This window comes from Azospirillum sp. UENF 211521, assembly GCF_058780535.1.
This window is the reverse complement of sequence record NZ_JBSNCF010000002.1, coordinates 37,255-59,100: the sequence shown is the minus strand read 5'-3', so window position 1 is coordinate 59,100 and position 21,846 is coordinate 37,255. Positions and strand designations below refer to the sequence as shown.

Here is a 21,846-nt window from a genome sequence, read left to right as displayed (position 1 = left end):
CTTCAGACGGCTTGTTTCAAACGGCTTGGCCGCCGATCTGCGACTGGGTGACGGCGGGGTCGATGATGCGGCGCCCGAACAGGCTCGCGACCAGATCGACCAGCAGGAGCGCGCTCTTGCCCCGCTCGTCCAGGAAGGGGTTCAGCTCCACCACGTCGAGCGAGCCGACGACGCCGGCGTCGTGAAGCATCTCCATGATGAGGTGCGCCTCGCGGTAGGTCGCCCCGCCCAGCACCGCCGTCCCCACCGCCGGCGCGATGGCGGGGTCGAGGAAGTCCACGTCCAGGCTGACGTGCAGATGGCCGCCGGCCTGCCGCACCCGCTCGATGATGCGGCGCATGTGGACGCCGACCCCATGCTCGTCGATCAGACGCATGTCCACCACGTCCACCCCGCGGGCGCGCAGCAGGCGCCGCTCGCCGGGGTCGAGGGAGCGGATGCCGAACAGATGCACATGGGCCGGGTTCACGGTGGCCCGCTGCTCCGGCGGAAACACGTCGTCGAAACCGTCCTCCCCGCACAGCAGGGCCACCGGCATCCCGTGCATGTTGCCGGACGGCGAGGTGTGGGGGGTGTTGAAGTCACCGTGGGCGTCCAGCCACAGCACGAACAGCGGCGTACCCGTCTCCCGGCAATGGCGGGCCACCCCGGTGACCGAGCCCATGGACAGGCTGTGGTCGCCGCCCAGGAAGACCGGCACGCCGCCCGCCTGCATCATGGCGTAGGAGCGGTCGGCCAGCGCCCGCGACCAGGCGGTGATCTCCGCCAGACGGGCGGTGGCGGCGTCGCCCTCGCTCCAGGGATTGGGAGCCAGGTCACCCAGGTCGCGGACCTCGTGCCCGAGATCGCGCAGGGCGCGGACCAGCCCCGCCGTGCGCAGCGCCGCCGGCCCCATCAGGGCGCCGGGATGGCCGGCCCCCGCCTCGATGGGAACGCCGATGATCTCCACGAAGCGCTGATCGTCCCGATTCCCCGACGCCATGCCGTCCCTCTCCCGGTGTGAAACTGTCTCCCATGACTATCGGGGGCCGAGCAGGCGACAGAAAGACGGAAAAGTGCCAACGAACGGCGGCGTTTTTGACAGTTTGCCAAGCGCAGCTTATCATTTTGGCATGGATGACCTGGACCACCGCCTGCTGGGTCTGCTGCGCGCCGACGCGCGCCAGCCCGTCGCCGGCCTCGCCGCCGCGCTGAAGGTGTCGCGCGCGACCGTGCGCGCCCGCATCGACCGTCTGGTCGAGAGCGGGGTGATCGCCGGCTTCACGGTGCTGCTGCGCAAGGATTTGCGGCCCGCCATGGTCCGGGCCATCACGATGATCGAGGTCGAGGGCCGCGCCGCCGAGACGGTCATCGCCCGCCTGCACGGCTTTCCGGAGGTGCGGACGGTCTACACCACCAACGGGCGCTGGGACGTCGTCGCTGAAATCGAAACGGAGTCGCTGGAGGCCTTCGACGACACGCTGCGCCGCGTCCGGCAGATCGCCGGCATCGCCTCCACCGAGACCAGCATCCTGCTTTCCGCCCGCAAGGCGGTGCTGTAGGTCAGCCGCCGAGCCCCGCCAGCACGCCGCCCAGAAGCGGTTGCCCGAACAGCGCGCCCAGGGCGAAGCCGACGATCAGCCCGACCGCCGCGGCGACCAGCGCCCGGCCGCCGCCGCCCTTCGGCGCCTCCGCCGACGCACCGCGCCCATTGCCGCCGCCCGTGGAGTCGTCACCCTCGTCCGGCGCCGCCGCGCGGCGGGCGCTGTAGGAGGAGTCGGTGTCGGCGTGCCACGCGCGGATGCGGTCCTGCGCCGGCTTCAACTGCTCGTCGGTCGGGGAGGAACCGCGGCCGTGGACGATTTCCCAGCCCAGCGCCAGGAAACGCGTGGTCGTCCGCCCTTCCGGGCTGAAGATCGCCGCGGGCATCCGGCGGTAGGTCGCCTTCACCACATCCACGTCGTAGGGGATCGCCGTGCGGAACATCAGATCCGGGAATTCGGAGCGCAGCAGGGTCAGCGATTCGCGCCCAACCTCGTCGTTGGTGATCGACAGCATCAGGATGCCGGCCACCGACAGGTTGGGGTTCATGCCCTTCTGGATGTGCTCGACCACCGACAGGGTGCGCTTCAGCCCGTCCAGCGCGTAGCGCCCCGGAAAGACCGGAAGCACCAGCCGGTCCGACGCCGCCAGCGCGCCCGCCGCCAGATGGCCGAGCGCCGGCGGGCAGTCGATCACCACATAGTCCGGCGGGTTGCGCGAGAAGTGCAGCGCCTTGCGCAGGCCGCGCTGCGAGCCGCCGCGGGCGTCCAGCGCGTGCTCCAGCGAATAGAGCTTGCGCGCGCCGACGATCATCGACAGCCCGTCGAAGCTGGTCGGGGTGATGGCGTCCTCGACGAAGGTGTCCTGGCTCAGCAGGTCGTTGATGCCGACGCGCGCCTTCTCCCGCAGCAGGAAGTTGCTGGTGGCGCTGCTCTGCGGGTCGAAGTCGATCAGGACGACGCTCTTGCCCAGCGCGGCCAGCGCCAGGGCGAGGTTGACGGAGGTGGTCGTCTTGCCGACGCCGCCCTTCTGATTGTACACCGCCAGGATGGTCGGCTGCCGCGTCTCCGGCGCGTCGAAGACGTCTTCGTGGCTGGTCATGTCCATTCCGCTTCGTCGTTTCGCGGGTGTTCGTCCTGCGGGCCAAGAGCCGCCGAAAGCGGCGCACTATAGCCAAGCCTGCGGGCCGATGTCTTCCCGCAGATGCGCGGGTGTCCCGAAAGGTAACAGCGTCAGCGTGCCTTGAAGGCCGCCAGTTGGCCGGGCAGCGGCGCCATGGTCAGGCGGACGCGCACGATCTCCCACCGTCCCGCGGCGCCGGGATGGATGCCATCGCAGGGGCGGCGGTCGAGAATCTCGAAGGACAGGCTGGACAGGCCGTCCTCCTCCGGGATCGTGCCGCCGGACCAGTTGGCCTGGAACACCCGCTTGTTGACCCGCGAGATGGGCGAGGCCGAGGCGTCGGGGTTGAAGCCCTCGTTGTCGTGGTCCAGCGGCTCGAACCGGCCGGGCCGCCGCGCGGTCGGGATGCGGCGGGAGCGGATGCGCAGCGACAGGTCGAAATCCTCGTAGCCCCAGCCCCAGTAGGCGTTGGAATAGCCGTCGATCCGCCGGAACACGTCGTTGGGCATCAGCAGGACGCCGCCCATCGTGCTCTCCAGGTCGGTGGTCACCGTCTGGTCCGAGCGCCCCGGCGCCACCGGCCGCTGCTCCGCCCCGAAGGACAGGATGGGGGTCGGCCGGTCGACCCAGGCGTAATCGGCGTCGATGGGCAGATAGTCGATGTCGTGCAGGCAGGTGTAGCCGCTCTCCGCCTCGCCCAGCAGGAAGCCGACATTCTTGATGGCGCCCCGGTTGAAGGGCAGCCCGGCCTCCTGCTCCACGATGGTGACGCGGTAGTCGATGGGATCGGCGAGCGTTGCGAAGTAAGCGCCGACCCGCGGCACGAAGTCCCGCAGATGCGCCGCGCGGTCGCGGTAGGGCACGACGATGTGAAGCCGCCGGTCCGTGATCGTCATCGCGGGTCTCCCGCCGCTGTGAATCGTTGCCAGATGGCGCGATAGGCGTCCTCCAGATCGCGGGCGAAGCGGTCGCCGTCGAACAGCGGGCTGGCCGTCCGCGCCGCCGTCAGCCGCGCCTTCAGCCCGGCCAGCCGTGCCGGATCGCGGGCGAGGTCCAGGGCCAGCGCCTCGTAGGACTCCAGCGAGTCGGTTACCAGCTCCGGCAGCCCCACCGTGTCGAGCAGGCTGGCGGCCACCCGCCCGGCGAAGGTCGCACCACGGCATGTCACCACCGGAAGCCCGGTCCACAGCGCGTCGCTGGCCGTGGTGTGGGCGTTGTAGGGCAGCGTGTCGAGGAACAGGTCGGCCAGCCGGTGGCGCGCCAGATGCTCCGCCAGCGGGCGCGGCGGCGCGAAGACGAGACGCTCCGCCGCCACCCCGCGGGCCGCCGCCTCGCGCCGCAGGTTGCCGGCGACCAGCGGATTGCCGGCGTAGAGCCACAGCACGCTCCCCGGAACGACGCGCAGCAGCCGCGCCCAGACGTCGAACAGAGCGGGCGTCAGCTTGTAGGGGCTGTTGAAGCAGCAGAAGACGAAGCCGTCCTCCGGCAACCCGCAATCGGCGCGCGACGGGGTGCGCTCGGCGATGGCGCGGTGGCGGTCGTTGGGCTGGTAGCAGTGGGGGAGCCGAACCACCGCCTCGCGGTAGAACGCCTCTTCGCCCGGCGGGATGGTCGCCGCGTCGGCCAGGATGACGTCGATGAAGTCCGCCCCCAGGGTGCCGGGATAGCCCAGCCAATTCACCTGCACCGGGGCGGGCCGCGCCGCCAGGATCGCCGTGCGGGCGAAGGCCGTGTAGCCCTTCAGGTCCACCAGGATGTCGATGCCGTCGGCGGCGATGGCCTGCGCGGCGTCGCGGTCGGAACGGTCGCGCAGATCCACGAAGCGCTCGACCGCGGCGGTCAGGCGGCGGCGCATCGGGCTGCCGTCGTCGATGCCGGTGGAATAGGCGGTGACGGCGAAGCGGGTGCGGTCGTGCCGCTCCAGCAGCTCCGCCATCAGATAGGCGGTGGCGTGCTCGTGGAAGTCGGCGGAAAGATAGCCGATGCGCAGGCGCCCATCCCCGGGACCGGCGGCGCGCGCCACCACCGGCACGCCGCGTGCCTTCTGCCGCGCCCAGCGCTCCGCCGCCGCCCGCTGGTCCGCCGGGGTCGTGTCCACCGCCAGCAGGCCGAAGGGCGGCACGCCCAGCGCCCCGGCGCGCAGCCGCCCAATCAGGTCGCGCTCCAGGGTCGGCAGGTCACGCCAGTCGCAGGCGTGACGCTGTTGCTGCACGAGCTGCGCCAGCGCCGGGTTGTAGGCGGGGGAAAGCCGGCGAACGCGGCGGAGGGCCTCGATGGACGGCGCGACCCGGTCGGCCAGAGTCGCGGCGGCGGCCAGATCCTCCCACCCCGCCGGCTCGCCGGGATCGAGGGCCACCGCCCGGCGCAGCGCGTCGAGCGCGGCGTCCGGCCGCAAGGCGCCGGTCAATGTCTGCCCAAGAACCCGCCACGCCGCGCCATGCTCCGGATGCCGCCCGATCGCGCCGCGCAGCACCGCCAGCGCGCCCACCGTGTCGTGCAGGCCGAGCAATTCCACCGCCAGATCGACCGCCGTCACCACGGAGTCGGGCTGGAGTTCGAGAACCGCCCGGTATTCGGCCACCGCCTCCTCGCGCCGGCCGGCGGCTGCGAGCGCGTTGGCGAGGTTGCGGCGCGGGCCGGGATCGTCCGGGGCCAGCCGCACCGCCACCGCGTTCGCCCGCACCGCCTCGCCCCAACGGCCTGCCGCGTGGGCGGCGTTGCCCAGCAGCATCCAGCCGTGACGGTCCGCCGGGTTCAGCGCCGCCATGCGTCCGCCGATCCGCCACGCCTCGTCCGGGCGCCCGGCGGCCGAAACGAGGCCGCCGAGGTTGTTCAGGGACACCGTGTGCTCCGGGTTGCGCGCCAGCGCCGCGCGGTAGGCGGATTCGGCCTCGGCGGTCCGGCCCAGAGCGTCCAGCGCGACCGCCAGATTCTTCCAGGTGCCGACGTCCTCCGGCCGGTGGCGCAGGGACTCGCGGTAGGCGGCCTCGGCCTCGGCCGGCCGGCCCAGCTCCTGGAGCGCCACGCCCAGGTTGTTCCACACGTCGCCAACGTCGGGGCAGGCCGCCAGGACGGTGCGGTAATGCGGCTCGGCCTCCGCCGGGCGCCCCTGGGCGTGGAGGGACAGCGCCACCCCGTAATGAGCGTCGAGGGAGTCGGGCGCCAGCTTCAGCGCCGCGGCGTAGACCGCCCCCGCCGGCCCCCATTGCGACAGACCCGCCAGCAGGCTGCCGAAATCCAGATAGATGTCGGCGTCCTTGCGCAGCGCCAGCGCCTGCTGGAACAGCGCCACGGCCTCGCGGACACGGCCCTCGCGCTGGGCGGCAACGGCCTGCCGATGCAACGCGGCGGCCTGTTCGGCGGTGTCGGGACGGTCCATGGGCGCCCCCCTCAGTCCCGCTGGCGGGTGTGCAGCAGGATGCGCGGAATCTCCGGCAGTCGGCGGTCATCGCCCCATTGCGAGATGTCGGGGATGGTGCTGACCCCGCGGCGGCGGGCAAGCAGGCTGAGGATGCTCTGGTCGTGGCGGTGGTCGCGGAACTCCGGGTAGTTCGGCTTGCCGCACTCGTTCGGCGCGTCGGTGAGGATGCGCTCGTCCTGGGCGAAGCGCAGCCATTCGGAGACGAAGGCGATGGTCTCCGGCGTCCGCTCGCAGACGATGAAACTCGCCAGGATCTGGGTGGCGTCGGTGTATTCGGGACGGTCCAGCCGCATGAAATGGAAGCAGTCGCGCTTGGTCCAGCCGCGGTTCTTGAATTCGTCCTGCAACGTGAACAACAGGATGGGCAGGTCGCGCCGTTCCCGGCACAGGTCGATCACCGGGTCGGCGCGGTGCACGAAATGGGCGCCGCTGTCGCAGTAGAACAGGACGTCGCCGTCCTTCAGATGGTCGCGCAGCAGGGTCCAGATGGCCCAGGGCTTCCACAGCCAGTAGCCCGCCCCGCGCGGCTGGTCGAGGATGAAGCGGTTGCGCTCGGCGAAGGCCGGGTCGATGTGGCTCCGCCCCAGCATGGCCACCGAATCGAAGCCGCCGATGTCCATCCCGCTGCGGGCGTTGCGTTTCTGCGCCGCCAGAAAGGCCCCGTCCGCGTAATTCAGAAGCACCCGCGCCATTCCGTCCCCCTCCGCTCCTTACAGCCGGCTCTCGATCCAGTCGGCGAGGCGGTAGGCGTCGAAATGGAACTCCTCCGTCCCCAGGAAAGGCGCCACGGCGCGGTGGGCGCAATAGGCGTCGTAATCACCGTCCACCGCCAGGATGTGGTCCACCGCCTCCTCGTCCGTGGCGAAGCGCGACACGTCGATGAAGCTGCCCGCCGCCACCTCCCGCTCCAGGTCGGGATCGCCCCAATAGAGCGGCACCGCCCCGGCCTGGAAGACGTCGAGGATCTTTTCCGTCAGATAGCCGGGGTGGCTGGCGTTCTCGAAGGCGAAGGCGAAGCGGTAGCGTTCGAAGACGCGGATCTTCGCCAGCCAGCCCATCTTGACGACGCTGCCGGTGTTGTTCAGGTGCCAGCCCACCGAATCGACGCGCCGCCGCCCGTCCAGCGCCGGGAAGAAGCGGTTGCGGCGCTCCCCGTTCGGGTTCTTGTAGAGGAAGGCGCAGAAGCCGCGCTCCGCGAAGGCCGCGCGCGTCGGCGGCACCGGCGGCAGCACCGGGGAGCAGAAATGCGGCACCGCCCCCTCCCGCATGTGCTCGTAGGCGTGCATGACGTAGAGCGGCAGGCGGTAATGGCGCGGATCGTCGACGCGGTCGAAGGACACCGCCATGTCGAAGCCGTCCAGCGGCGGGCGCACGTTTTCCCCGGTGAAGAACAGGGTGCGCCGGCTGCGCGCCTCGCGGTGCCGCCCGCCGAAGACCGACACGATGGCAAGGTCGCTGTCGTCCTCGACCACCGACAGGTCGAAACGGCTGGACAGGATCTCGATGAAGAAATTCGTGCCCTTGTCGAACTCCGGCCAGAAGTCGTGGAAGGCCAGCTTCAGCCGGGGCCGACCGCCGCGCCGCCCACGGTAGGGGCCGTGCAGCAGGAAGCGGTCGAGCCGTTCCGGATCGCCGTCGGGCTTCGAGAGGAATTCCGCCAGAAACGCGCTTGTCCGCTGATCGAGCATCCCGTCATCCGTGCCGGATCGTTGCGCGACGCACGATACGGTCGCCGCGACGCGAACGCCACCCCTTCCGCGCGCTCGCCGGTCCGGGTGACGCAGCGCGGACAACAAAAAACGCCCCGCGGATGACGGAGCGTTTGCAACACCACAATCCCTTGAGGGGAAGAAATGGTGCCCAGGGACGGAGTCGAACCGCCGACACGGGGATTTTCAGTCCCCTGCTCTACCAACTGAGCTACCTGGGCACCGAGGCCGCGGTGGAGACCGCGGCGCGTCGAGGCGCGCTTTGTAGGCAAATTCGCCGGGCCTGTCCAGCCCTAAAATGCAGAAATCCGCCGCCCCGTCACTCGCGCTCGTCCGCCTCTTCGACGTCCGGGCGGTCGGGGCTTTCGATGCGGTAGACGCCGCCCAGCCAGCGCGACAAATCCACGTCGGCGCAGCGCTTGGAGCAGAAGGGCTTGGTCTCCTCCACCGCCGGACGGCCGCAGATCGGGCAGGCTTTCTCAGATGGCTTCTGGTTGTCGTTCATCGCTCAATCCTCCGCCGCGGCCGTGCGGACGGTTCCCAGCAATTCGGCCAGGGCCGTGCCGCGCCGGGCGCGGGTCATCTCCACCAGACCCAGCTTGGACAGGCCATAGACCTGGGTCTGCGCCGGGTCATCCTCCACCGCGCGGGACAGGGCGTTCAACAGCCGTTCGGCGTCGCCCCGGTTCCGCATGTTGACGAAATCGACGACGACGATTCCCCCGGCGTTGCGCAGGCGCAGTTGCCGGGCGATCTCCGCCGCCGCCTCCAGATTGACGTCCAGCGGGTTGCCGCGCTCCCCCGCGTTGACGTCGACGACGGTCATCGCCTCCGTCCGCTCGATGACCAGCGACCCGCCACCGGACAGCGGCACCCGCGTGCCGAGCAGCGTTTCGATTTCAGCGTCGAGATCGCGCAGGTCGAACAGCCGTTGCCGGCCGTCGGAGGGCGCGGCGATCAGGCGGGCGTCGAACGCCTCCACCCGCTCCTCCAGATCCGGCGCGCGGTCGGCGCACCAGCCGGCGAGGTCACGGGCCAGCGCCGCGTCGTCCACAATGATCCGCGACGGAACGGCCGCCCCATGCTCGATCAGGGCGCGGCGCGGTGCGTCAGGACCGGTCAGCAGCAATGTGGGTCCGCCGCCGCGCTCCGCCGCGTCGCGGATGGACCGCCACGCCAGATGCAGCGCGTCCGACTCCGCGACCAGCAGCCCGTCCGGCGCCGTGGCGGCGCCCGCCCGGACGATCCAGCCGGTGCCGGGGGCGATGTCCTGGATGCGGCGGGCCAGTTCGGTGCGCTCCGGCCCGCTGCCCAGCCGCTTCGACACCGCGACGTCGCGTCCCAGCGGCGCGTGCACCAGGAAACGGCCCGGCAGGGTGATGTCCATGGTCAGGGACGGCCCCTTGGCCCCGGTGGCGTCGGCCTTCACCTGCACCAGCACGGTCTGGCCGGTGCGCAGCAAATTGCCAATCCGCTCGCCCTTGGCCTTCGGGCGCCCCTTCGGCCCGCGGGCATCGAGCGCCGAGAGCAGGCCCGACTTGCCGGTGCCGAGATCAACGAAGGCGCCGTCCAGCCCCGTCGCGATGCGCTCCACCCGGCCGAGGAACACATGGCCCAGCAGGGACGGACGCTCGGCATGGTCGATGTAGAGGTCGGTCAGCCGCCCGCCGGTCAGCACGGCGGCCCGCGTCAGCGGACCGTCGCGGTCGATCAGGATTTCCGATGCGGCGCCGACGGTGCCTCCCGTCACGGCAGCGGGAACCCCGCGCCGCGCAGCAGCGCCGCCACTTCGAACAGGGGCAACCCGACCACGTTGCTGTAGGAGCCGCCGATCCAGCGGACATGGGCCGCCGCCCGCCCCTGGATCGCGTAGCCGCCGGCCTTGCCCTGCCATTCGCCGCAGGCGATGTAGGACTCGGTCTCCTCGTGGGACAGCGACTTGAAGGTCACGTCGGTGCGCACCAGCCGGTCCGACCGGCGCAACGCCTCGCCATCGCCGGTGGGCGACAGCAGCACGACCCCGCCGAACACCCGGTGCCGCCGCCCGGACAGCAGGCCGAGGCAGGCGCGCGCCTGCTTCTCTTCCTCCGCCTTGGGCAGGATGCGGCGGCCGCAGGCGACCACCGTGTCGGCGGCCAGCACGAAGGCGCCGGGATGGCGCGCGGCCACCGCAGCGGCCTTCTCGCCGGCCAGACGCAGCGCGTGCTGGGGCGGAAGCTCCTGCGGCAGGGGCGACTCGTCGATGTCTGCGGGGTCGACCGCGTCGGGCACCACGCCGATCTGGCGCAACAGGTCGAGCCGGCGGGGCGAGGCGGACGCCAGCACGAGCCGGTGGGTGGTTTCGGTGCTCATAACGCGGGGAGGATGGCCGACGGTGGAAACCGGTTCAACGCGGGAAACCGGTTCAATCACTTGAACCGGAACGTGATCCGGCCCTTGGTCAGGTCGTAGGGCGTCATCTCGACGTTGACGCGGTCACCGGCCAGCACGCGGATGCGGTTCTTGCGCATCTTGCCGGAGGTGTGCGCCAGCACTTCATGCTCGTTGTCGAGCTTCACACGGAACATCGCGTTCGGCAGCAGCTCGACGACGGTTCCGGAGAACTCGATCAGATCTTCCTTAGCCATAGCCCCTTAAGTCCGTAACAGTTTCGAGGCAATAACTGACCTCCCGAAGCCGCCCGGTCAAGGGGGATTCCACCGGGGGCGGTGAGCCTCCGGCGTGGGGGTTGGCCAAAGCCTTCCAGATGGGACGGAAACAGCCGGCGGTTCAGCCGAACGGGTTTCCGTCGCCGTTTTCATACTCCCCCGCGCCGTCCGCGTCCATGCCCGCGGTGCCGCCAAGCGCCGCCGACTGGAAAGAACTGAGCGGCGACGGGCCGCCGTCGAGCCGCAAGCGGGGTTCCGCGGCCTGCGCGATGCGCTCGAACATCTCCTTCTGGTCGGTGTCCATGCGGCGCGTCAGCCGCGCGACGGTCTCCGACGCGGTGAGTTCCCGGCCCGTGGCACGGTCGTAGAACAGGCCCCGGTTGCTCCGCGCCGCGGCGGGCAGAAGCTCCGCGGCGGCGGCCCTGGGCGACGACTCGGCGGCGCGGATCAGCTTGGCGGCCCCGCCGACGCCCAGCACATAGGCGATGCGGCTCTCGGTCTCCGACACCGGGCGCTTCAGCCGCTCCTCCAGCCGGTCGCGGCCCTCGGACAGGTAGCGCGCGGCCATGCCGGCGGACAGGTCGACGTCGTGGCGCAGCGCCAGGATCTGGCGGCGCACCGCCGGGTCCTTGACCGAGGGAATGCCGTTGCGGCTCTGGATCGCGCTCGCCAGCTCGCCCTGGCCGTAGGCGGAGCCGTGGCGGCGGAACAGGTCCAGCCAAGTGCGCTCCAGGAACTGGAAGGGACCGGCGGCGGAGCTGGAGCGGTTGCGGGCCGCCGGGTCGAGCCCGCTCTCCTGGGTCGCCTGGGCGAGGATGGCGGTGAAGCTGTGGCCCGACAGGCCGGCGACCTGCTGGGCCGCCAGAACCACCTGCCCGGCGGCCGGGCTGTTCGCCAGGGCGGCGCCGATCACCGTCGACTGGGTGGCCGCCGCGGCGGCGGCCGTCGCAACGGCGCCGGGGGCGGCCTCGGGCTTGCGGGCGGGAAACGGCACTCGGGTCCCGTCGGCAAGCTGGATCGGCGCCTCCGGCTTCGCCGCCGGCAGAGGCGGCACCTTCTGTCCGTTGGCCAGCCGCCCGCGGGGAAGCGGCTGGGCGTCCGCCAGCGCGCTTTGGAACGATCCGCCCGGCGCGGCGCCGGTGGCGGACGGCGACGCGGGAACATCCGGCTTGCGCTCGGGAAGCGGGGCGAATGGTGGCAGCGCGACCTTCATGGAACACCGGAACCGTCAGACCGGAACCGCTGGCGCGGAACCCTTCGTCGCAGCTTTAGCACAAAAGCCTTAATTTTTCTTAATCATTGCCGGAATCGGCGGGACCGGATCAATCCACGGGCGTATCGACCGTCCGGACCGCCCGGGGATCGACCGCCGTCCGCCGCCCATCGCCGTTCCAATGATCGACGGCGGCCAGAAGCTTGCTCTTCTCCAAGGGCTTGGCCAGATGGTCGTCCATCCCGGCCTGCCGGCAGCGCTCCACCTCCACGGCCAGCACGCCCGCCGACAGGGCAAGGATCGGGACGCGGCCCGGCGCGCCGGGAAGCGCCCGGATGCGGCGCGTCGCCTCCAGACCATCCATCACCGGCATCTGGACGTCCATCAGGACCAGGTCGTAGGCCCGCTCCTGCACCGCGGTCACGGCGGCGGCGCCGTCGGACACGGCGTCCACATGGTGCCCGGCCCGGGTCAGCATGGCGATGACCAGATCGCGGTTCATCGCCAGATCCTCGGCCAGCAGGATGCGCGCGCCGCGGCTGGACGGCTGGTGGTGGGTCAGCGCGCCGCCGTCATGGTCGTCCCGTTCCGGGGCGCTGGCGGGCTTCAGCGGCAGGCTGAACCAGAAGGTGCTGCCGACGCCGGGGCGGCTTTCCACGCCGATCTCGCCGCCCATCAGCTCGACCAGACGGCGGCAGATGGCCAGCCCCAGCCCGGTGCCGCCGCGCCCGCGGTCGAGCTGGCTGAAGCGCTGGAACAGCTCGCGCTGGCGGTCCTCGGGCACGCCGATGCCGGTGTCGCTGACGGTGACGGTGTAGCGGCGGGGGCCCGACTCGTCGCCCATCGCCTTGACGGTCAGGCGGACGCTGCCGGTGTCGGTGAATTTCACCGCGTTGCCCAGCAGGTTCAGCAGGATCTGGCGCACCCGGTCGGGGTCGCCCATCACATAGCCGCGCGCCGCCGCGGAGACCGAGGTGTGGATCTCCAGCCCCTTCTGATCGGCGGCCAGCCGCACGATGGCCTCGCAGCGGTCGGCCAGATCGTCCAGCCGGAACGGCACGCAGACCAGATCGAGCTTGCCCGCCTCCAGCTTCGACAGGTCCAGCACGTCGTTGATGACGGTCAGCAGGGAGCGCCCGGCCTCGCGGACCTGCGAGGCGTAGCGCCGCTGCTCCGCCGTCAGGGGCGTTTCCAGGAGCATGTCGGCGAAGCCGATCACGCCGTTCATCGGCGTGCGGATCTCGTGGCTCATGGTCGCCAGGAAGTCCTCCTTGGCGCGGCTGCCGGCGCGGGCCTCCTCCATGGCGGCGCGCAACTCCTGCTCGCGCCGCTTCAGCCGGCCCGACATGTCGTTGAAGGCGTTGGCGACCAGCCCGATCTCGTCGGGCGCGCCGCGCGCCTCCACCACGGTCCCGACGTCGCCGGCCCCGATCCGGGTCGCCGCTTGGCTCAGAACGCGCATCCAGCGCAGGACCGAGGCGTGGAGCAGCGACCAGAGCGCCGCCACGCTGAGCAGCCCGGCAATGCCGAGCAGGACCAGCCCGCGCAGCAGGTCGCGCTGGGCGTCCGCCACGATCGGCCCGGTCGGCATGCCCACGGCGAAGACGGTGTCGGTTTCCCCGGAATGGCGGAAGGCCCAGATGCGGTTCAGCCCGTCGGCGCTTTCGCCCTCGAACGCGCCGCTGTCCTCGGCCAGCATGCGCCGGATGTGCGGGAAGTCCGCCAGGCTGCGCCCGACCCAGCCTTCCGGATCGGGCTGGCGCGCGATCACCACGCCGCGGCGGTCCAGCACCAGGATGCGCGCGTCGTCCTGCCGCGTCACCTTCACGAGATCGGTCAGCCAAGCCAGATCGATGGCGACGCCCAGCACCCGCTCGACCTCGCCGTTCACCAGCACCGGCTGCACCGCCAGGATCAGCGGCTTTCCCGACCGCTTGCCGACCACCACCTCGCTCAGCACGAAGGACTTGGTGTCGAGCGCCCGCTGGAAATACTCACGCTCGCGCAGGCTGATCCCGGAGCCGGGACCGGTCGTGTCGCAGATGAGGAGGCCGTTCGGGTCGGTCACCCACACGCCGGTCGTCCAGCGGTGCTGCCGCGGCATCGGCGCCAGCGTGGCGACGCAGGCGTCGGTGTTGCCGTGGGCGGCGTCGCGGACCGACGGCACCAGGGCGAGGACGCTCAGCAGGTTCCGCGCCTCGCCGATCAGGTCGCGCTGGCGCTCCACCCCATCCTCGGTCAGGTGACGCGCCAACTCGCGGGCGCTGCTCAGGCGCTGGTTGAGCTGCTGGTCGAAGAAGTACAGCGCCCCGGCCAGCGGCAGGGCCAGGGACGTCAGAACGACGACCATCAGACGCAGCCGGAGACTCCGCAGGCCGGTGGCACGAATCAGGCGGGACGGCAAACCGGCGGGCATCAGGCGGAGGACCTCTCAGGGACCGCTAGAGTCTAGGCGGGGGGACGCACGTCATTCGATGATTCATCTCAATAGCACCTCAACCCAACCTTGAAAAAGGACTTCCCCGAAAGCCGTCGCCGCGCCCGCCGATGATCACACCGTCGGGCCGCGGGACAGCGGGAAGCGCTCCTTGATCTTGCCCAGCAGGCCGTCGCGCACCTTGCGGTAGGCGTCCAGCATGGCCTCGCGGTTGCCGTCCACCAGCGTGGGGTCGAAGGTGTTCCAGAACTCCACCTCGCAGGCCATCGTGCGGGTCATCTCGATGGCGCGGTGCTGCGCCTCCGGCGACAGCGACACGATCAGGTCGAAGTTGGTGTCCTCCAGATCCTCGAAGCTGCGGCAGCGGTGGCGGGACAGATCGATGCCCATCTCCTCCATCACCGCCACGGCGAAGGGATCCACCTCATCCCCCTCGCGCACGCCGACCGAGTCGACATAGACGCGCGTGCCGTGGAAATGCCGCATGATCGCCGCCGCCATCGGGGAGCGGATCATGTTGTAGGTGCAGGCGAACAACACGCTCGTCACGGGGAGCGGTTGCAGCACCGGGGCCATGCGCCGCCCGACCCCGTCAGCCGCGGATGTGGAGGACGCAGATCAGCGTGAACAGCCGCCGCGCCGTCTGGAGATCCATCTCGACCTTTCCGGCCAGCCGTTCGCGCAGCATCTCCGATCCTTCGTTGTGCAAGCCGCGGCGCCCCATGTCGATCGCCTCGATCTGCGACGGCGTGGAGCGCTTGATCGCCTGATAGTAGCTTTCGCAGATCAGGAAATAGTCCCGGACGATGGACCGGAAGCCGGTCACCGGCAGGGTGATCTTGTCCAGCGCGCTGTCGTCGTCACGGCGGACGTCGAAGACCAACCGGTTGTCCTCGATCGACAGATGCAGGTGGTAGGGGCCGTCGTCCGCATGGTCGCAGGGGCAGAACTCGTTGTCTTCGAGCAGGTCGAAGATGGCAACCGCGCGCTCGTGCTCCACCTCCGGCTTGCGCCGGATCACGGTCTTCTCATCGAGCGTCACATGGACGATGCGCCGGTTGCCCTTCGTGCTCACCCTTGACCTCCCCCCGGCAGGCGCAGCGCCACCGACAGCGCGTGCGCGTCCAGACCCTCCGACCGGGCCAGCGTCACCGCCGCCGGGCCGATCGCCTTCACGCTCTCCGCGTCGCAGGCGACGAAGGTCGTCCGCTTCATGAAATCCAGCACGTTCAGGCCCGACGAGAAGCGCGCGGAGCGCGCCGTCGGCAGGACGTGGTTCGGGCCGGCGACGTAATCGCCGATGGCTTCCGGCGTGTGGCGGCCGAGGAAGATGGCTCCGGCGTTGCGCACCTTCGCGGCCAGCGCGTCGGGGTCCTCCACCGCCAGTTCCAGATGCTCCGGCGCCAGACGGTCGATCAGGGCCGGCGACTCGGCCAGCAGGTCGCGCACCACGATGATCGCGCCGTGCTCCCGCCAGCTCTCGCCGGCGATGGCGGCGCGCGGCAGCGTCTCCAGATGCGTGTCGACCGCCGCCGCCACCGCGTCGGCGAAAGCCGGGTCGTCGGTGATGAGGATCGACTGGGCCGAGGTGTCGTGCTCCGCCTGGGACAGCAGGTCCATGGCGATCCAGGCCGGATCGTTCCGGTTGTCAGCGACCACCAGGATCTCCGACGGGCCGGCGATGCTGTCGATGCCGACCGTGCCGTAGACCAGACGCTTGGCGGCGGCGACGAAGGCGTTGCCGGGGCCGACGATCTTGTCCACCGGAGCGATGGTCGCCGTGCCGTAGGCCAGGGCGGCCACGGCCTGGGCGCCGCCGATGCGGTAGATCTCGGTGATGCCGCAGCGCTTGGCAGCGGCCAGGACCAGCGGGTTGATCGCCCCGTCTGGAGTCGGCACCACCATGACGATGCGCTCCACCCCGGCGACCTTGGCCGGCAGCGCGTTCATCAGGACGGAGCTGGGGTAGGACGCCGTGCCGCCCGGCACATAGAGGCCGGCGGCGCCGACCGCCGTCCAGCGGGCGCCCAGCCGCACGCCCTGGGCGTCGCGGTAGTCGGTGGTCTCCGGCACCTGGAGCCGGTGGAAGCTCTCGATGCGCTCCGCCGCGGTGTCGAGCGCGCGCAGCAGGTCGTCGCTGCACTTGCCCACCGCCGCGTCCACCTCCTCCTGGGAGATGCGCAGGGTTTCGGGCGTCAGCGTCTGGCGGTCCCAGCGGGCGGTGTAGTCGATCAGCGCCGCGTCGCCGCGCTTGCGCACCGCGTCGATGACGCCGGCGACCAGCGCCTGGACGTCCTCGCTGGTCTCGCGCTTGGCGTGCAGCAGACCCTCGAAACCTTTGGCGAAGCCGTCGGCGAAGCGGGGGTCCTGGGCATCAAGCCTGACGGGCATTCACAGCCTCCCGGAAGCGGTCGATCCAGCCGGAGATTTCTTCGGGCCGCGTCTTGAAGGCGGCCCGGTTGACGATGAGGCGGGAGGTGACGTCGGCGATGTGCTCGATCTCCACCAGACCGTTCGCCTTCAGCGTCGAGCCGGTGGACACCAGATCGACGATGCGGCGGCACAGGCCGAGGGTCGGGGCAAGTTCCATGGCACCGTTCAGTTTCACGCACTCCGCCTGCACCCCGCGCGCCGCGAAATGCTTCCTGGTGACCTCCGGGTATTTGGTCGCGACACGCACGTGGCTCCAACGCGACGGATCGTCGCTCTCCCCCAGTTCGACCGGTTCGGCGACCGACAGGCGGCACTTTCCGATGCCGAGGTCGAGCGGCGCGTAGATTTCCGGATAGTCGAACTCCATCAGCACGTCGTTGCCGGCCACGCCCAGATGGGCGGCGCCGAAGGCCACGAAGGTCGCCACGTCGAAGGAGCGGACGCGGATGATGCTGAGGTTCGGGATGTTGGTCGCAAAGCGCAGGAGCCGGCTGTCCGCATCGTCGAACGCCGCTTCCGGCTCGATGCCGGCGTGGGCGAGCAACGGGCGCAGCTCCTTCAGGATGCGTCCCTTGGGCAGGGCCAGAACCAGCGGCTGATCGGCCGGCACAGTCGACGACTCATCGGCCAACGCGCTGGGCGCCGGCACGCCAAGAGCACGGGTATCGGCGGGCAAAGAACTCTCCTCGGGCTGAACCGCTGCCCGGATATACCACATTCCGCGCCGCCGTCACGGTCTTAGGAGGCATAGTGCGGCGCAGAACGGCGTTGCCCGGCGCTGAAACGGCAACGGCCGCTCAGTTGACCACCCGCCAGCTTCCGTCGGGCTGCCGGCAGGCGGTGCCGTAGCCGGGCTGCGCCAGACCGCCGATCATCACCGTCGTCTGGTACTCCCGGCAGAGCTGACCGTTGCGGGCCATGTAGGCCGGGCCGGCCGGGGTGGCGGCGATGGGGGCCGGCGCGGGTTCGGTGAAAACCACCGCGGGCGGCGGGGACGGGACCGGCGCCGGCTGCACATACACCACCGGCGGCGGGGCCGGCACCACATAGACCGGAGGCCCATAGACCGGCGGCGGATAGCCGTGAAAATGCCGGTAGGGCGGCGGATAGTCGGGATAGACCGGCCCACCGAAGGACAGGAACACCGACGACCGCGCCTGCGCCGGACCGGACAGGGCCGTCAGCCCGACCGCGAGCGCCAAACCGAAGACCACGCCGCCGAACACAACGCCACCGCGAACCGCACCGACGCGCCCGGACATGGGACAGCACTCCTGCAGGAAATCCGCAACAGATATAGTCCTAAAGCTTGAGCCCCGCCACACCGTCGAGAATGGCGCCGTCGGACAGCGAGCGCCGGTCCAGCTTCGCCCCGAACATGCGGGCGTTGGTCAGGTCCGTCTTGGTCAGGTCGCAGCCGGACAGGTTGGCGAAGGACAGGTCGGCCCCCGCGAAACTCACCTCGCGCAGACAGGCGCCGCGCAGGTCGGCGTAGCGCAGCCGGGCGCCCGTCAGGTCGGATTGCATCGACCGCTTCTCGTCGAAATAGAGCGGGCGCAGGTTGGCCTTGCGCAGGTCGGCGTTGTTCAGCTTGGCCAGCCGCAGATTGACGCCGCGCAGGTCGCCGCCGATCAGCTTGGCGAGCCGCAGATCGCCCTTCTCCAGGACCGCCGCCTGAAGCTGCACGCTCGTCAGGTCCAGCCCGTAGAGCGTCGCCCCCACCGCCCGCAGCATGGTCAGGCAGGTGTGGGCCAGCGACGGAGCGTGCCGCAGGTCGAATCCCGAGAGGTCGAGCGCCGTCCCCTCCGCCCCGCTCGACCCGACCCAGCGGATGTGGTCGTGCAGCAGTTCGTCCAGCGGGCGCCCGAGTTCGGCGACGACGCGGCCCACCGGATCGTCGGTCAGGGCGTCCTCCATGTCGGCGTCGGCCAGTTCGGTCATGACCATGGTGGCGCCGGTCAGCACCGCGCCGCGCAGGCAGGCGCCGCGCAGATCCGCTCCCGACAGGTCCGATCCGGTGAAGTTGGCCCCGCGCATGGTGGCGCGCACCAGCTTGCACCCGCGCATCAGCGCGTCGGTGAAGTCGGTGTGGATGGCCATGGCGCCGGACAGCCGGGCGTTGGTCAGGTTGGCGCCCGACAGGTCGGCCCCCGACGCCTCCGTCGGCTGAGAGTCCACCTTGAGGATGCGCAGGCTGCCGTCGCGGTCCTTTTCCGCCAGCGAGCCGTCGCGCAGGTCGGCCTCGAACAGGTTGGCGCCGATCAGGATGGAGCCGCGCAGGCAGGCGCCGCGCAGGTCCGCCTTGATCAGGCTGGCGTTCTCCAGGTTGGCCAGCCGCAGGTCGGCGGCGAACATCGACGCGCAGTCGAGCCGCGCCCCGGCCAGGTTGGCCCCGCGCAGGCTGGCCCCGGCGAAGTCGGCGTGGGCGAGGTCACGCCCGGCGAGGTCCAGCCCGTTCAGGTCGAAAAAGGACAACGTCGCCCGCGCCCCGCCGATGCGGGCGTTCCGAAACATCTCGTGCCGGCGCACCACCGCGTCGAGCTGGACCTGATCCAGACGGGTGAGAGGACGCTGCTGCATGGCCGTGTTCGCCTCCGATCACGGTTTCAGAGTACCTTTTGCGGCCTTCACGAATCATTAATGCAGCCCTCGATAGGAGGCTCTTCCTGTCGAGGACGAGGCCTTCCGGCGGTCAGGCCGCGGACGACCGGCTGTGGCGGACCGGCTGGCGGTCCGTTCCCAGGGCGTTCAGAGCGTCGCGCAGCACGTCGGGGGTGACGGGCTTGTGCAGCAGCCGGCAGCCGGCGGCCACCGCCTCGCGAATGCGTTCGGGGGCGGTGTCGCCGGTCAGGATGATGCCGGGGATCGGCCGCCCCTCCTGCTCCGCCGCGCGGGTGACCGTCTCGGCGCCGGTCAGCGGTCCCGGCAGGCGGAAGTCGGACAGGATCACGTCCGGGCAGCGCGGGGCAGCGCGCAGCGCCGCCAGCGCCGCCGGCCCGTCCGCCGCCATCAGAACGTCGTGGCCCCAGCTTTCCAGAAGGAGTTGCATCCCGGCGCTCTGCACCGGGTCGTCCTCCACGATCAGAATCAGGCGGGTGTCGGAATCCTCCGCCCGCCCGGCGGCCACCGGAACCACCGCGTCCGTCCGCGATTCGCTGGCCGCCAGCGGGACCATGATGGAGAAGACGGAGCCATGGCCGGGGCGCGAGCGGACCTCCACCGCGTGGCCCAGCAGCGCAGCCTTGCGGCGCACCTTGGGAAGCCCCAGCCCCAGGCCGCGGCGGCGGTCGCGCTCCGGGTTGCCGAGCTGCACGAAGTCTTCGAAGATGGCGTCCAGATGCTCCGCCGCGATGCCGGAGCCGGTGTCCCACACCTCGATGCGCAGCCATTGGCCGCGCCGCCGGCAACCGACCACGACACCGCCCGACGGGGTGTAGGCGATGGCGTTGCGCAGCAGGTCTCCCAGCATCCGCGTCAGCAGCGTGGCGTCGGTGCGCACCATCGCGGGGAAGCCGCGCACCCGCAGGTCCAGCGCCTTGTCCGCCGCCAGCCCGCGGAATTCCGTGGCCACGCTGTCCAGCACCGTGGCGACCGGCACGTCGGCGATGTTCGGACGGACCACCCCGGCGTCCAGGGTGGCGACCTCCAGCAGCGCGTGCAGCAGCTTCTCCCCGCTGTCCAGCGCCTCGCCCATCTTCTCGGCGATCGACCGCTCGCGCGGCTCCTTCAGCCGCTCCATCAGCAGATGATGGAACAGGCGCAGCGCCTGGAAAGGCTGGCGCAGGTCGTGGTTGGCCGCCGACAGGAAACGGGCCTTGGCCTGGTTGGCGCGCTCCTTCTCGGCCAGGGCGCGGACGAGCTTCTGGTTGAGGGAGCGCAGGTCGGCGGTGCGCTCCTCGACCCGCTGCTCCAGCCGGGCGTTGGCGTCGCGCAGGGCGTCGCGGGCCGCCGCCTCGCGCCGCAGGCTGGCCCAGCCGAGGGCGGCCAGCCCGAACAAAGCGAGGACGCTGACGCCGACCATCATGAAGCCGTGCTGCAGGCGGTTGCTCCACGGCTCCAGGACGATGCCGCGCGGCAGGGCGACCGCGGCGACCGCCGGGAAGTCGCGCATCCGCTTCAGGCCGATGACGGCGCCCTCTCCGCCGACCGTCCAATCGCTCTCGCCGGCATCCTCCCCCGGCCCCAGCGCCGGCAGCGGACCGATCCCGGCGCCCCCGATGCCGGCCAGCCGCGTGCCGTCCAGGCGGAACAGCCCGGCCACGTTGTGCCGCCCGTCGCTGAACACGTCGAGCACCGTGTGCAGGCTGGACGAAGGAAGCGCCAGCAGGACCGCCCCCTCCAGAATGCCCTCGCGCCCCAGGATGCGGCGGACCATCAGGATGGAATCCAGCCCGTCCACCTGCCCGTGCAGAAGCTCGAGAGCGCCGTCCGCCCCCTGGAACAGGCTGGCGGTGCCGCCGTCGGGATGGATGGAGGGGCCGAACACCGTCCGGCCGCCGGCGTCCAGGATGGACAGCGCGCCGAACCGCGACGCCGCCAGCGCCTCGCCCAGGGCCCGGTCGGCGAGCGACGCGAAGCCGCCCTCCTCCAGCCGGTCGGCGACCCGCGCCAGGGCCGCGGCCCCGCCGTCCAGCACCGCGTCCGCGTGCCCTTCGAGGAAGGCCGCGGCCTGCCGGGTGCCGCGTTCGGCGCGGTCGAGCGTGCTGACGTAATCGACCAGCGACAGCCCCCCCCAGGCCACGCCGCCGAGCAGCGTCATCACCAGGACGATGGCGGCCAGGATGGCTTTCGGGTGGAAGTTCAGCAAGGCGTTGACCGGGAGCCGGATCATGGGCGGGCGCGTCTTGGTGAGGCGGGGCGGAGACGGCGTCGCCGATCCGCCGGATGCACGATGCCGTGGATCACCGGCGAAGCCTGTGTCCGGGGCGATGATCGATGGATGGGAAGCGGACTCAAGGGTTCGCGGATCGCCGGACAGCGCATCGCGCGTGGGTTGAAAGAGCGGCAGAGGAATGGCCGCCAACGCCGCCCATCATTGATCTTTCCACGTCTTCACATCCGAAGACCCGGAGACGGCATGGAAAGGCGAAAGTTGTCATTTGCGTTACACCCGCTTCCTCAGCCCTTTGTCGGAAAGCCCCCGGACATCCCCCAGAAGTTTATTTGCCTTTATTGTCTGGAACCGATGATAGCATGCGATAGTTATCGGCGCGACTCGCCATGGCGACTATGACCATACTCATACCGGACCCACTCTTTGGGTGAGGGAGCACCAATTGCTTCGGCCAGGAGTTGAAGCTCCGGCATTCATCGGAAATTGTGCCGATGACGGGATCACCCGG

At 70.7% G+C, this 21,846-nt stretch carries 20 protein-coding genes and 1 tRNA gene; 1 reads left to right on the top strand and 20 read right to left on the bottom strand.

The genetic code is table 11. From position 1 onward, the window contains the following. Window positions 1–16: 16 nt before the first annotated feature. Window positions 17–982 (bottom strand): arginase, encoded by a 966-nt coding sequence (rocF, locus tag ACWPN5_RS17005; protein WP_492296443.1) that lies wholly within the window; start codon window positions 980–982, stop codon window positions 17–19. Between the two features lie 130 nt (window positions 983–1,112). On the opposite strand from rocF, the gene ACWPN5_RS17000 reads away from it, so the two are divergent. Next, a complete protein-coding gene (locus ACWPN5_RS17000) occupies window positions 1,113–1,541 on the top strand; it encodes an Lrp/AsnC family transcriptional regulator (protein ID WP_014198205.1) in 429 nt (142 codons plus the stop codon). A gap of 1 nt (window position 1,542) precedes the next feature. Here ACWPN5_RS17000 and ACWPN5_RS16995 read toward each other — a convergent pair whose 3' ends face one another. The 19 genes from ACWPN5_RS16995 to ACWPN5_RS16905 all read right to left on the bottom strand — a co-directional run bounded on the left by ACWPN5_RS16995 (window position 1,543) and on the right by ACWPN5_RS16905 (window position 21,335). Next, window positions 1,543–2,622 (bottom strand): ParA family protein, encoded by a 1,080-nt coding sequence (locus ACWPN5_RS16995; protein WP_247888501.1) that lies wholly within the window; start codon window positions 2,620–2,622, stop codon window positions 1,543–1,545. Between the two features lie 131 nt (window positions 2,623–2,753). Continuing rightward, window positions 2,754–3,539 carry a galactosyltransferase-related protein gene (locus ACWPN5_RS16990; protein ID WP_492296441.1) on the bottom strand — a complete coding sequence of 262 codons (786 nt, stop codon included), beginning with the start codon at window positions 3,537–3,539 and terminating at the stop codon, window positions 2,754–2,756. Next, window positions 3,536–6,022 carry a tetratricopeptide repeat protein gene (locus tag ACWPN5_RS16985; RefSeq protein WP_492296440.1) on the bottom strand — a complete coding sequence of 829 codons (2,487 nt, stop codon included), beginning with the start codon at window positions 6,020–6,022 and terminating at the stop codon, window positions 3,536–3,538. Before ACWPN5_RS16985 ends, ACWPN5_RS16990 begins: the two co-directional genes overlap by 4 nt. An 11-nt stretch (window positions 6,023–6,033) precedes the next feature. Beyond that, window positions 6,034–6,756: a hypothetical protein gene (locus ACWPN5_RS16980; protein WP_492296438.1), complete on the bottom strand. Its 723-nt coding sequence runs from the start codon at window positions 6,754–6,756 to the stop codon at window positions 6,034–6,036. Window positions 6,757–6,774: 18 nt separating this feature from the next. Next, on the bottom strand, window positions 6,775–7,752 hold the full coding sequence (locus ACWPN5_RS16975) for a glycosyltransferase family 10 domain-containing protein (RefSeq protein WP_200477136.1): 978 nt from the start codon (window positions 7,750–7,752) through the stop codon (window positions 6,775–6,777). A gap of 166 nt (window positions 7,753–7,918) precedes the next feature. Next, window positions 7,919–7,994: transfer RNA gene (locus ACWPN5_RS16970), tRNA-Phe, on the bottom strand. Between the two features lie 98 nt (window positions 7,995–8,092). Continuing rightward, window positions 8,093–8,278, bottom strand: a complete 186-nt coding sequence (gene yacG, locus ACWPN5_RS16965; protein WP_145689913.1) for a DNA gyrase inhibitor YacG — start codon at window positions 8,276–8,278, stop codon at window positions 8,093–8,095. Between the two features lie 3 nt (window positions 8,279–8,281). Next, window positions 8,282–9,523 carry a ribonuclease E/G gene (locus tag ACWPN5_RS16960; protein WP_492296437.1) on the bottom strand — a complete coding sequence of 414 codons (1,242 nt, stop codon included), beginning with the start codon at window positions 9,521–9,523 and terminating at the stop codon, window positions 8,282–8,284. Then, on the bottom strand, window positions 9,520–10,125 hold the full coding sequence (locus tag ACWPN5_RS16955; protein ID WP_145689911.1) for a Maf family protein: 606 nt from the start codon (window positions 10,123–10,125) through the stop codon (window positions 9,520–9,522). Before ACWPN5_RS16955 ends, ACWPN5_RS16960 begins: the two co-directional genes overlap by 4 nt. Before the next feature lie 56 nt (window positions 10,126–10,181). Next, window positions 10,182–10,400, bottom strand: coding sequence for a translation initiation factor IF-1 (gene infA / locus ACWPN5_RS16950; protein WP_014198195.1), 219 nt, complete (start codon window positions 10,398–10,400; stop codon window positions 10,182–10,184). A gap of 142 nt (window positions 10,401–10,542) precedes the next feature. Beyond that, the gene (locus tag ACWPN5_RS16945; RefSeq protein ID WP_492296436.1) at window positions 10,543–11,634 is read right to left on the bottom strand and encodes a lysozyme family protein; all 1,092 of its coding nucleotides are present in this window, start codon (window positions 11,632–11,634) and stop codon (window positions 10,543–10,545) included. Between the two features lie 109 nt (window positions 11,635–11,743). Next, window positions 11,744–14,050 carry a hybrid sensor histidine kinase/response regulator gene (locus tag ACWPN5_RS16940; RefSeq protein WP_492296434.1) on the bottom strand — a complete coding sequence of 769 codons (2,307 nt, stop codon included), beginning with the start codon at window positions 14,048–14,050 and terminating at the stop codon, window positions 11,744–11,746. A gap of 135 nt (window positions 14,051–14,185) precedes the next feature. Next, a complete protein-coding gene (locus tag ACWPN5_RS16935) occupies window positions 14,186–14,647 on the bottom strand; it encodes an arsenate-mycothiol transferase ArsC (protein WP_109070989.1) in 462 nt (153 codons plus the stop codon). Window positions 14,648–14,663: 16 nt separating this feature from the next. Then, window positions 14,664–15,146: a UPF0262 family protein gene (locus ACWPN5_RS16930; protein WP_040134544.1), complete on the bottom strand. Its 483-nt coding sequence runs from the start codon at window positions 15,144–15,146 to the stop codon at window positions 14,664–14,666. Further along, complete coding sequence (gene hisD, locus ACWPN5_RS16925) at window positions 15,143–16,462, bottom strand: histidinol dehydrogenase (protein WP_145689908.1); 1,320 nt, start codon at window positions 16,460–16,462, stop codon at window positions 15,143–15,145. Before hisD ends, ACWPN5_RS16930 begins: the two co-directional genes overlap by 4 nt. Continuing rightward, entirely contained in the window at window positions 16,446–17,180 is a 735-nt protein-coding gene (gene hisG / locus ACWPN5_RS16920; RefSeq protein ID WP_247888500.1) for an ATP phosphoribosyltransferase, read from the bottom strand. Before hisG ends, hisD begins: the two co-directional genes overlap by 17 nt. A 121-nt stretch (window positions 17,181–17,301) precedes the next feature. Then, entirely contained in the window at window positions 17,302–17,766 is a 465-nt protein-coding gene (locus ACWPN5_RS16915; protein WP_492296432.1) for an RT0821/Lpp0805 family surface protein, read from the bottom strand. 40 nt (window positions 17,767–17,806) lie between these two features. Next, window positions 17,807–19,084: a pentapeptide repeat-containing protein gene (locus tag ACWPN5_RS16910; RefSeq protein WP_492296431.1), complete on the bottom strand. Its 1,278-nt coding sequence runs from the start codon at window positions 19,082–19,084 to the stop codon at window positions 17,807–17,809. Between the two features lie 112 nt (window positions 19,085–19,196). After that, on the bottom strand, window positions 19,197–21,335 hold the full coding sequence (locus ACWPN5_RS16905) for a hybrid sensor histidine kinase/response regulator (protein ID WP_492296430.1): 2,139 nt from the start codon (window positions 21,333–21,335) through the stop codon (window positions 19,197–19,199). Window positions 21,336–21,846 lie beyond the last annotated feature (511 nt).

What these genes read in the sequence shown, in the direction of transcription:
- rocF (WP_492296443.1), bottom strand. Translation starts at nt 982, where the DNA reads ATGGCGTCGGGGAATCGGGACGATCAGCGCTTCGTGGAGATCATCGGC.
- ACWPN5_RS17000 (WP_014198205.1), top strand. Translation starts at nt 1,113, where the DNA reads ATGGATGACCTGGACCACCGCCTGCTGGGTCTGCTGCGCGCCGACGCG.
- ACWPN5_RS16995 (WP_247888501.1), bottom strand. Translation starts at nt 2,622, where the DNA reads ATGACCAGCCACGAAGACGTCTTCGACGCGCCGGAGACGCGGCAGCCG.
- ACWPN5_RS16990 (WP_492296441.1), bottom strand. Translation starts at nt 3,539, where the DNA reads ATGACGATCACGGACCGGCGGCTTCACATCGTCGTGCCCTACCGCGAC.
- ACWPN5_RS16985 (WP_492296440.1), bottom strand. Translation starts at nt 6,022, where the DNA reads ATGGACCGTCCCGACACCGCCGAACAGGCCGCCGCGTTGCATCGGCAG.
- ACWPN5_RS16980 (WP_492296438.1), bottom strand. Translation starts at nt 6,756, where the DNA reads ATGGCGCGGGTGCTTCTGAATTACGCGGACGGGGCCTTTCTGGCGGCG.
- ACWPN5_RS16975 (WP_200477136.1), bottom strand. Translation starts at nt 7,752, where the DNA reads ATGCTCGATCAGCGGACAAGCGCGTTTCTGGCGGAATTCCTCTCGAAG.
- yacG (WP_145689913.1), bottom strand. Translation starts at nt 8,278, where the DNA reads ATGAACGACAACCAGAAGCCATCTGAGAAAGCCTGCCCGATCTGCGGC.
- ACWPN5_RS16955 (WP_145689911.1), bottom strand. Translation starts at nt 10,125, where the DNA reads ATGAGCACCGAAACCACCCACCGGCTCGTGCTGGCGTCCGCCTCGCCC.
- infA (WP_014198195.1), bottom strand. Translation starts at nt 10,400, where the DNA reads ATGGCTAAGGAAGATCTGATCGAGTTCTCCGGAACCGTCGTCGAGCTG.
- ACWPN5_RS16945 (WP_492296436.1), bottom strand. Translation starts at nt 11,634, where the DNA reads ATGAAGGTCGCGCTGCCACCATTCGCCCCGCTTCCCGAGCGCAAGCCG.
- ACWPN5_RS16940 (WP_492296434.1), bottom strand. Translation starts at nt 14,050, where the DNA reads ATGCCCGCCGGTTTGCCGTCCCGCCTGATTCGTGCCACCGGCCTGCGG.
- ACWPN5_RS16935 (WP_109070989.1), bottom strand. Translation starts at nt 14,647, where the DNA reads ATGGCCCCGGTGCTGCAACCGCTCCCCGTGACGAGCGTGTTGTTCGCC.
- hisD (WP_145689908.1), bottom strand. Translation starts at nt 16,462, where the DNA reads ATGCCCGTCAGGCTTGATGCCCAGGACCCCCGCTTCGCCGACGGCTTC.
- ACWPN5_RS16915 (WP_492296432.1), bottom strand. Translation starts at nt 17,766, where the DNA reads ATGTCCGGGCGCGTCGGTGCGGTTCGCGGTGGCGTTGTGTTCGGCGGC.
- ACWPN5_RS16910 (WP_492296431.1), bottom strand. Translation starts at nt 19,084, where the DNA reads ATGCAGCAGCGTCCTCTCACCCGTCTGGATCAGGTCCAGCTCGACGCG.
- ACWPN5_RS16905 (WP_492296430.1), bottom strand. Translation starts at nt 21,335, where the DNA reads ATGATCCGGCTCCCGGTCAACGCCTTGCTGAACTTCCACCCGAAAGCC.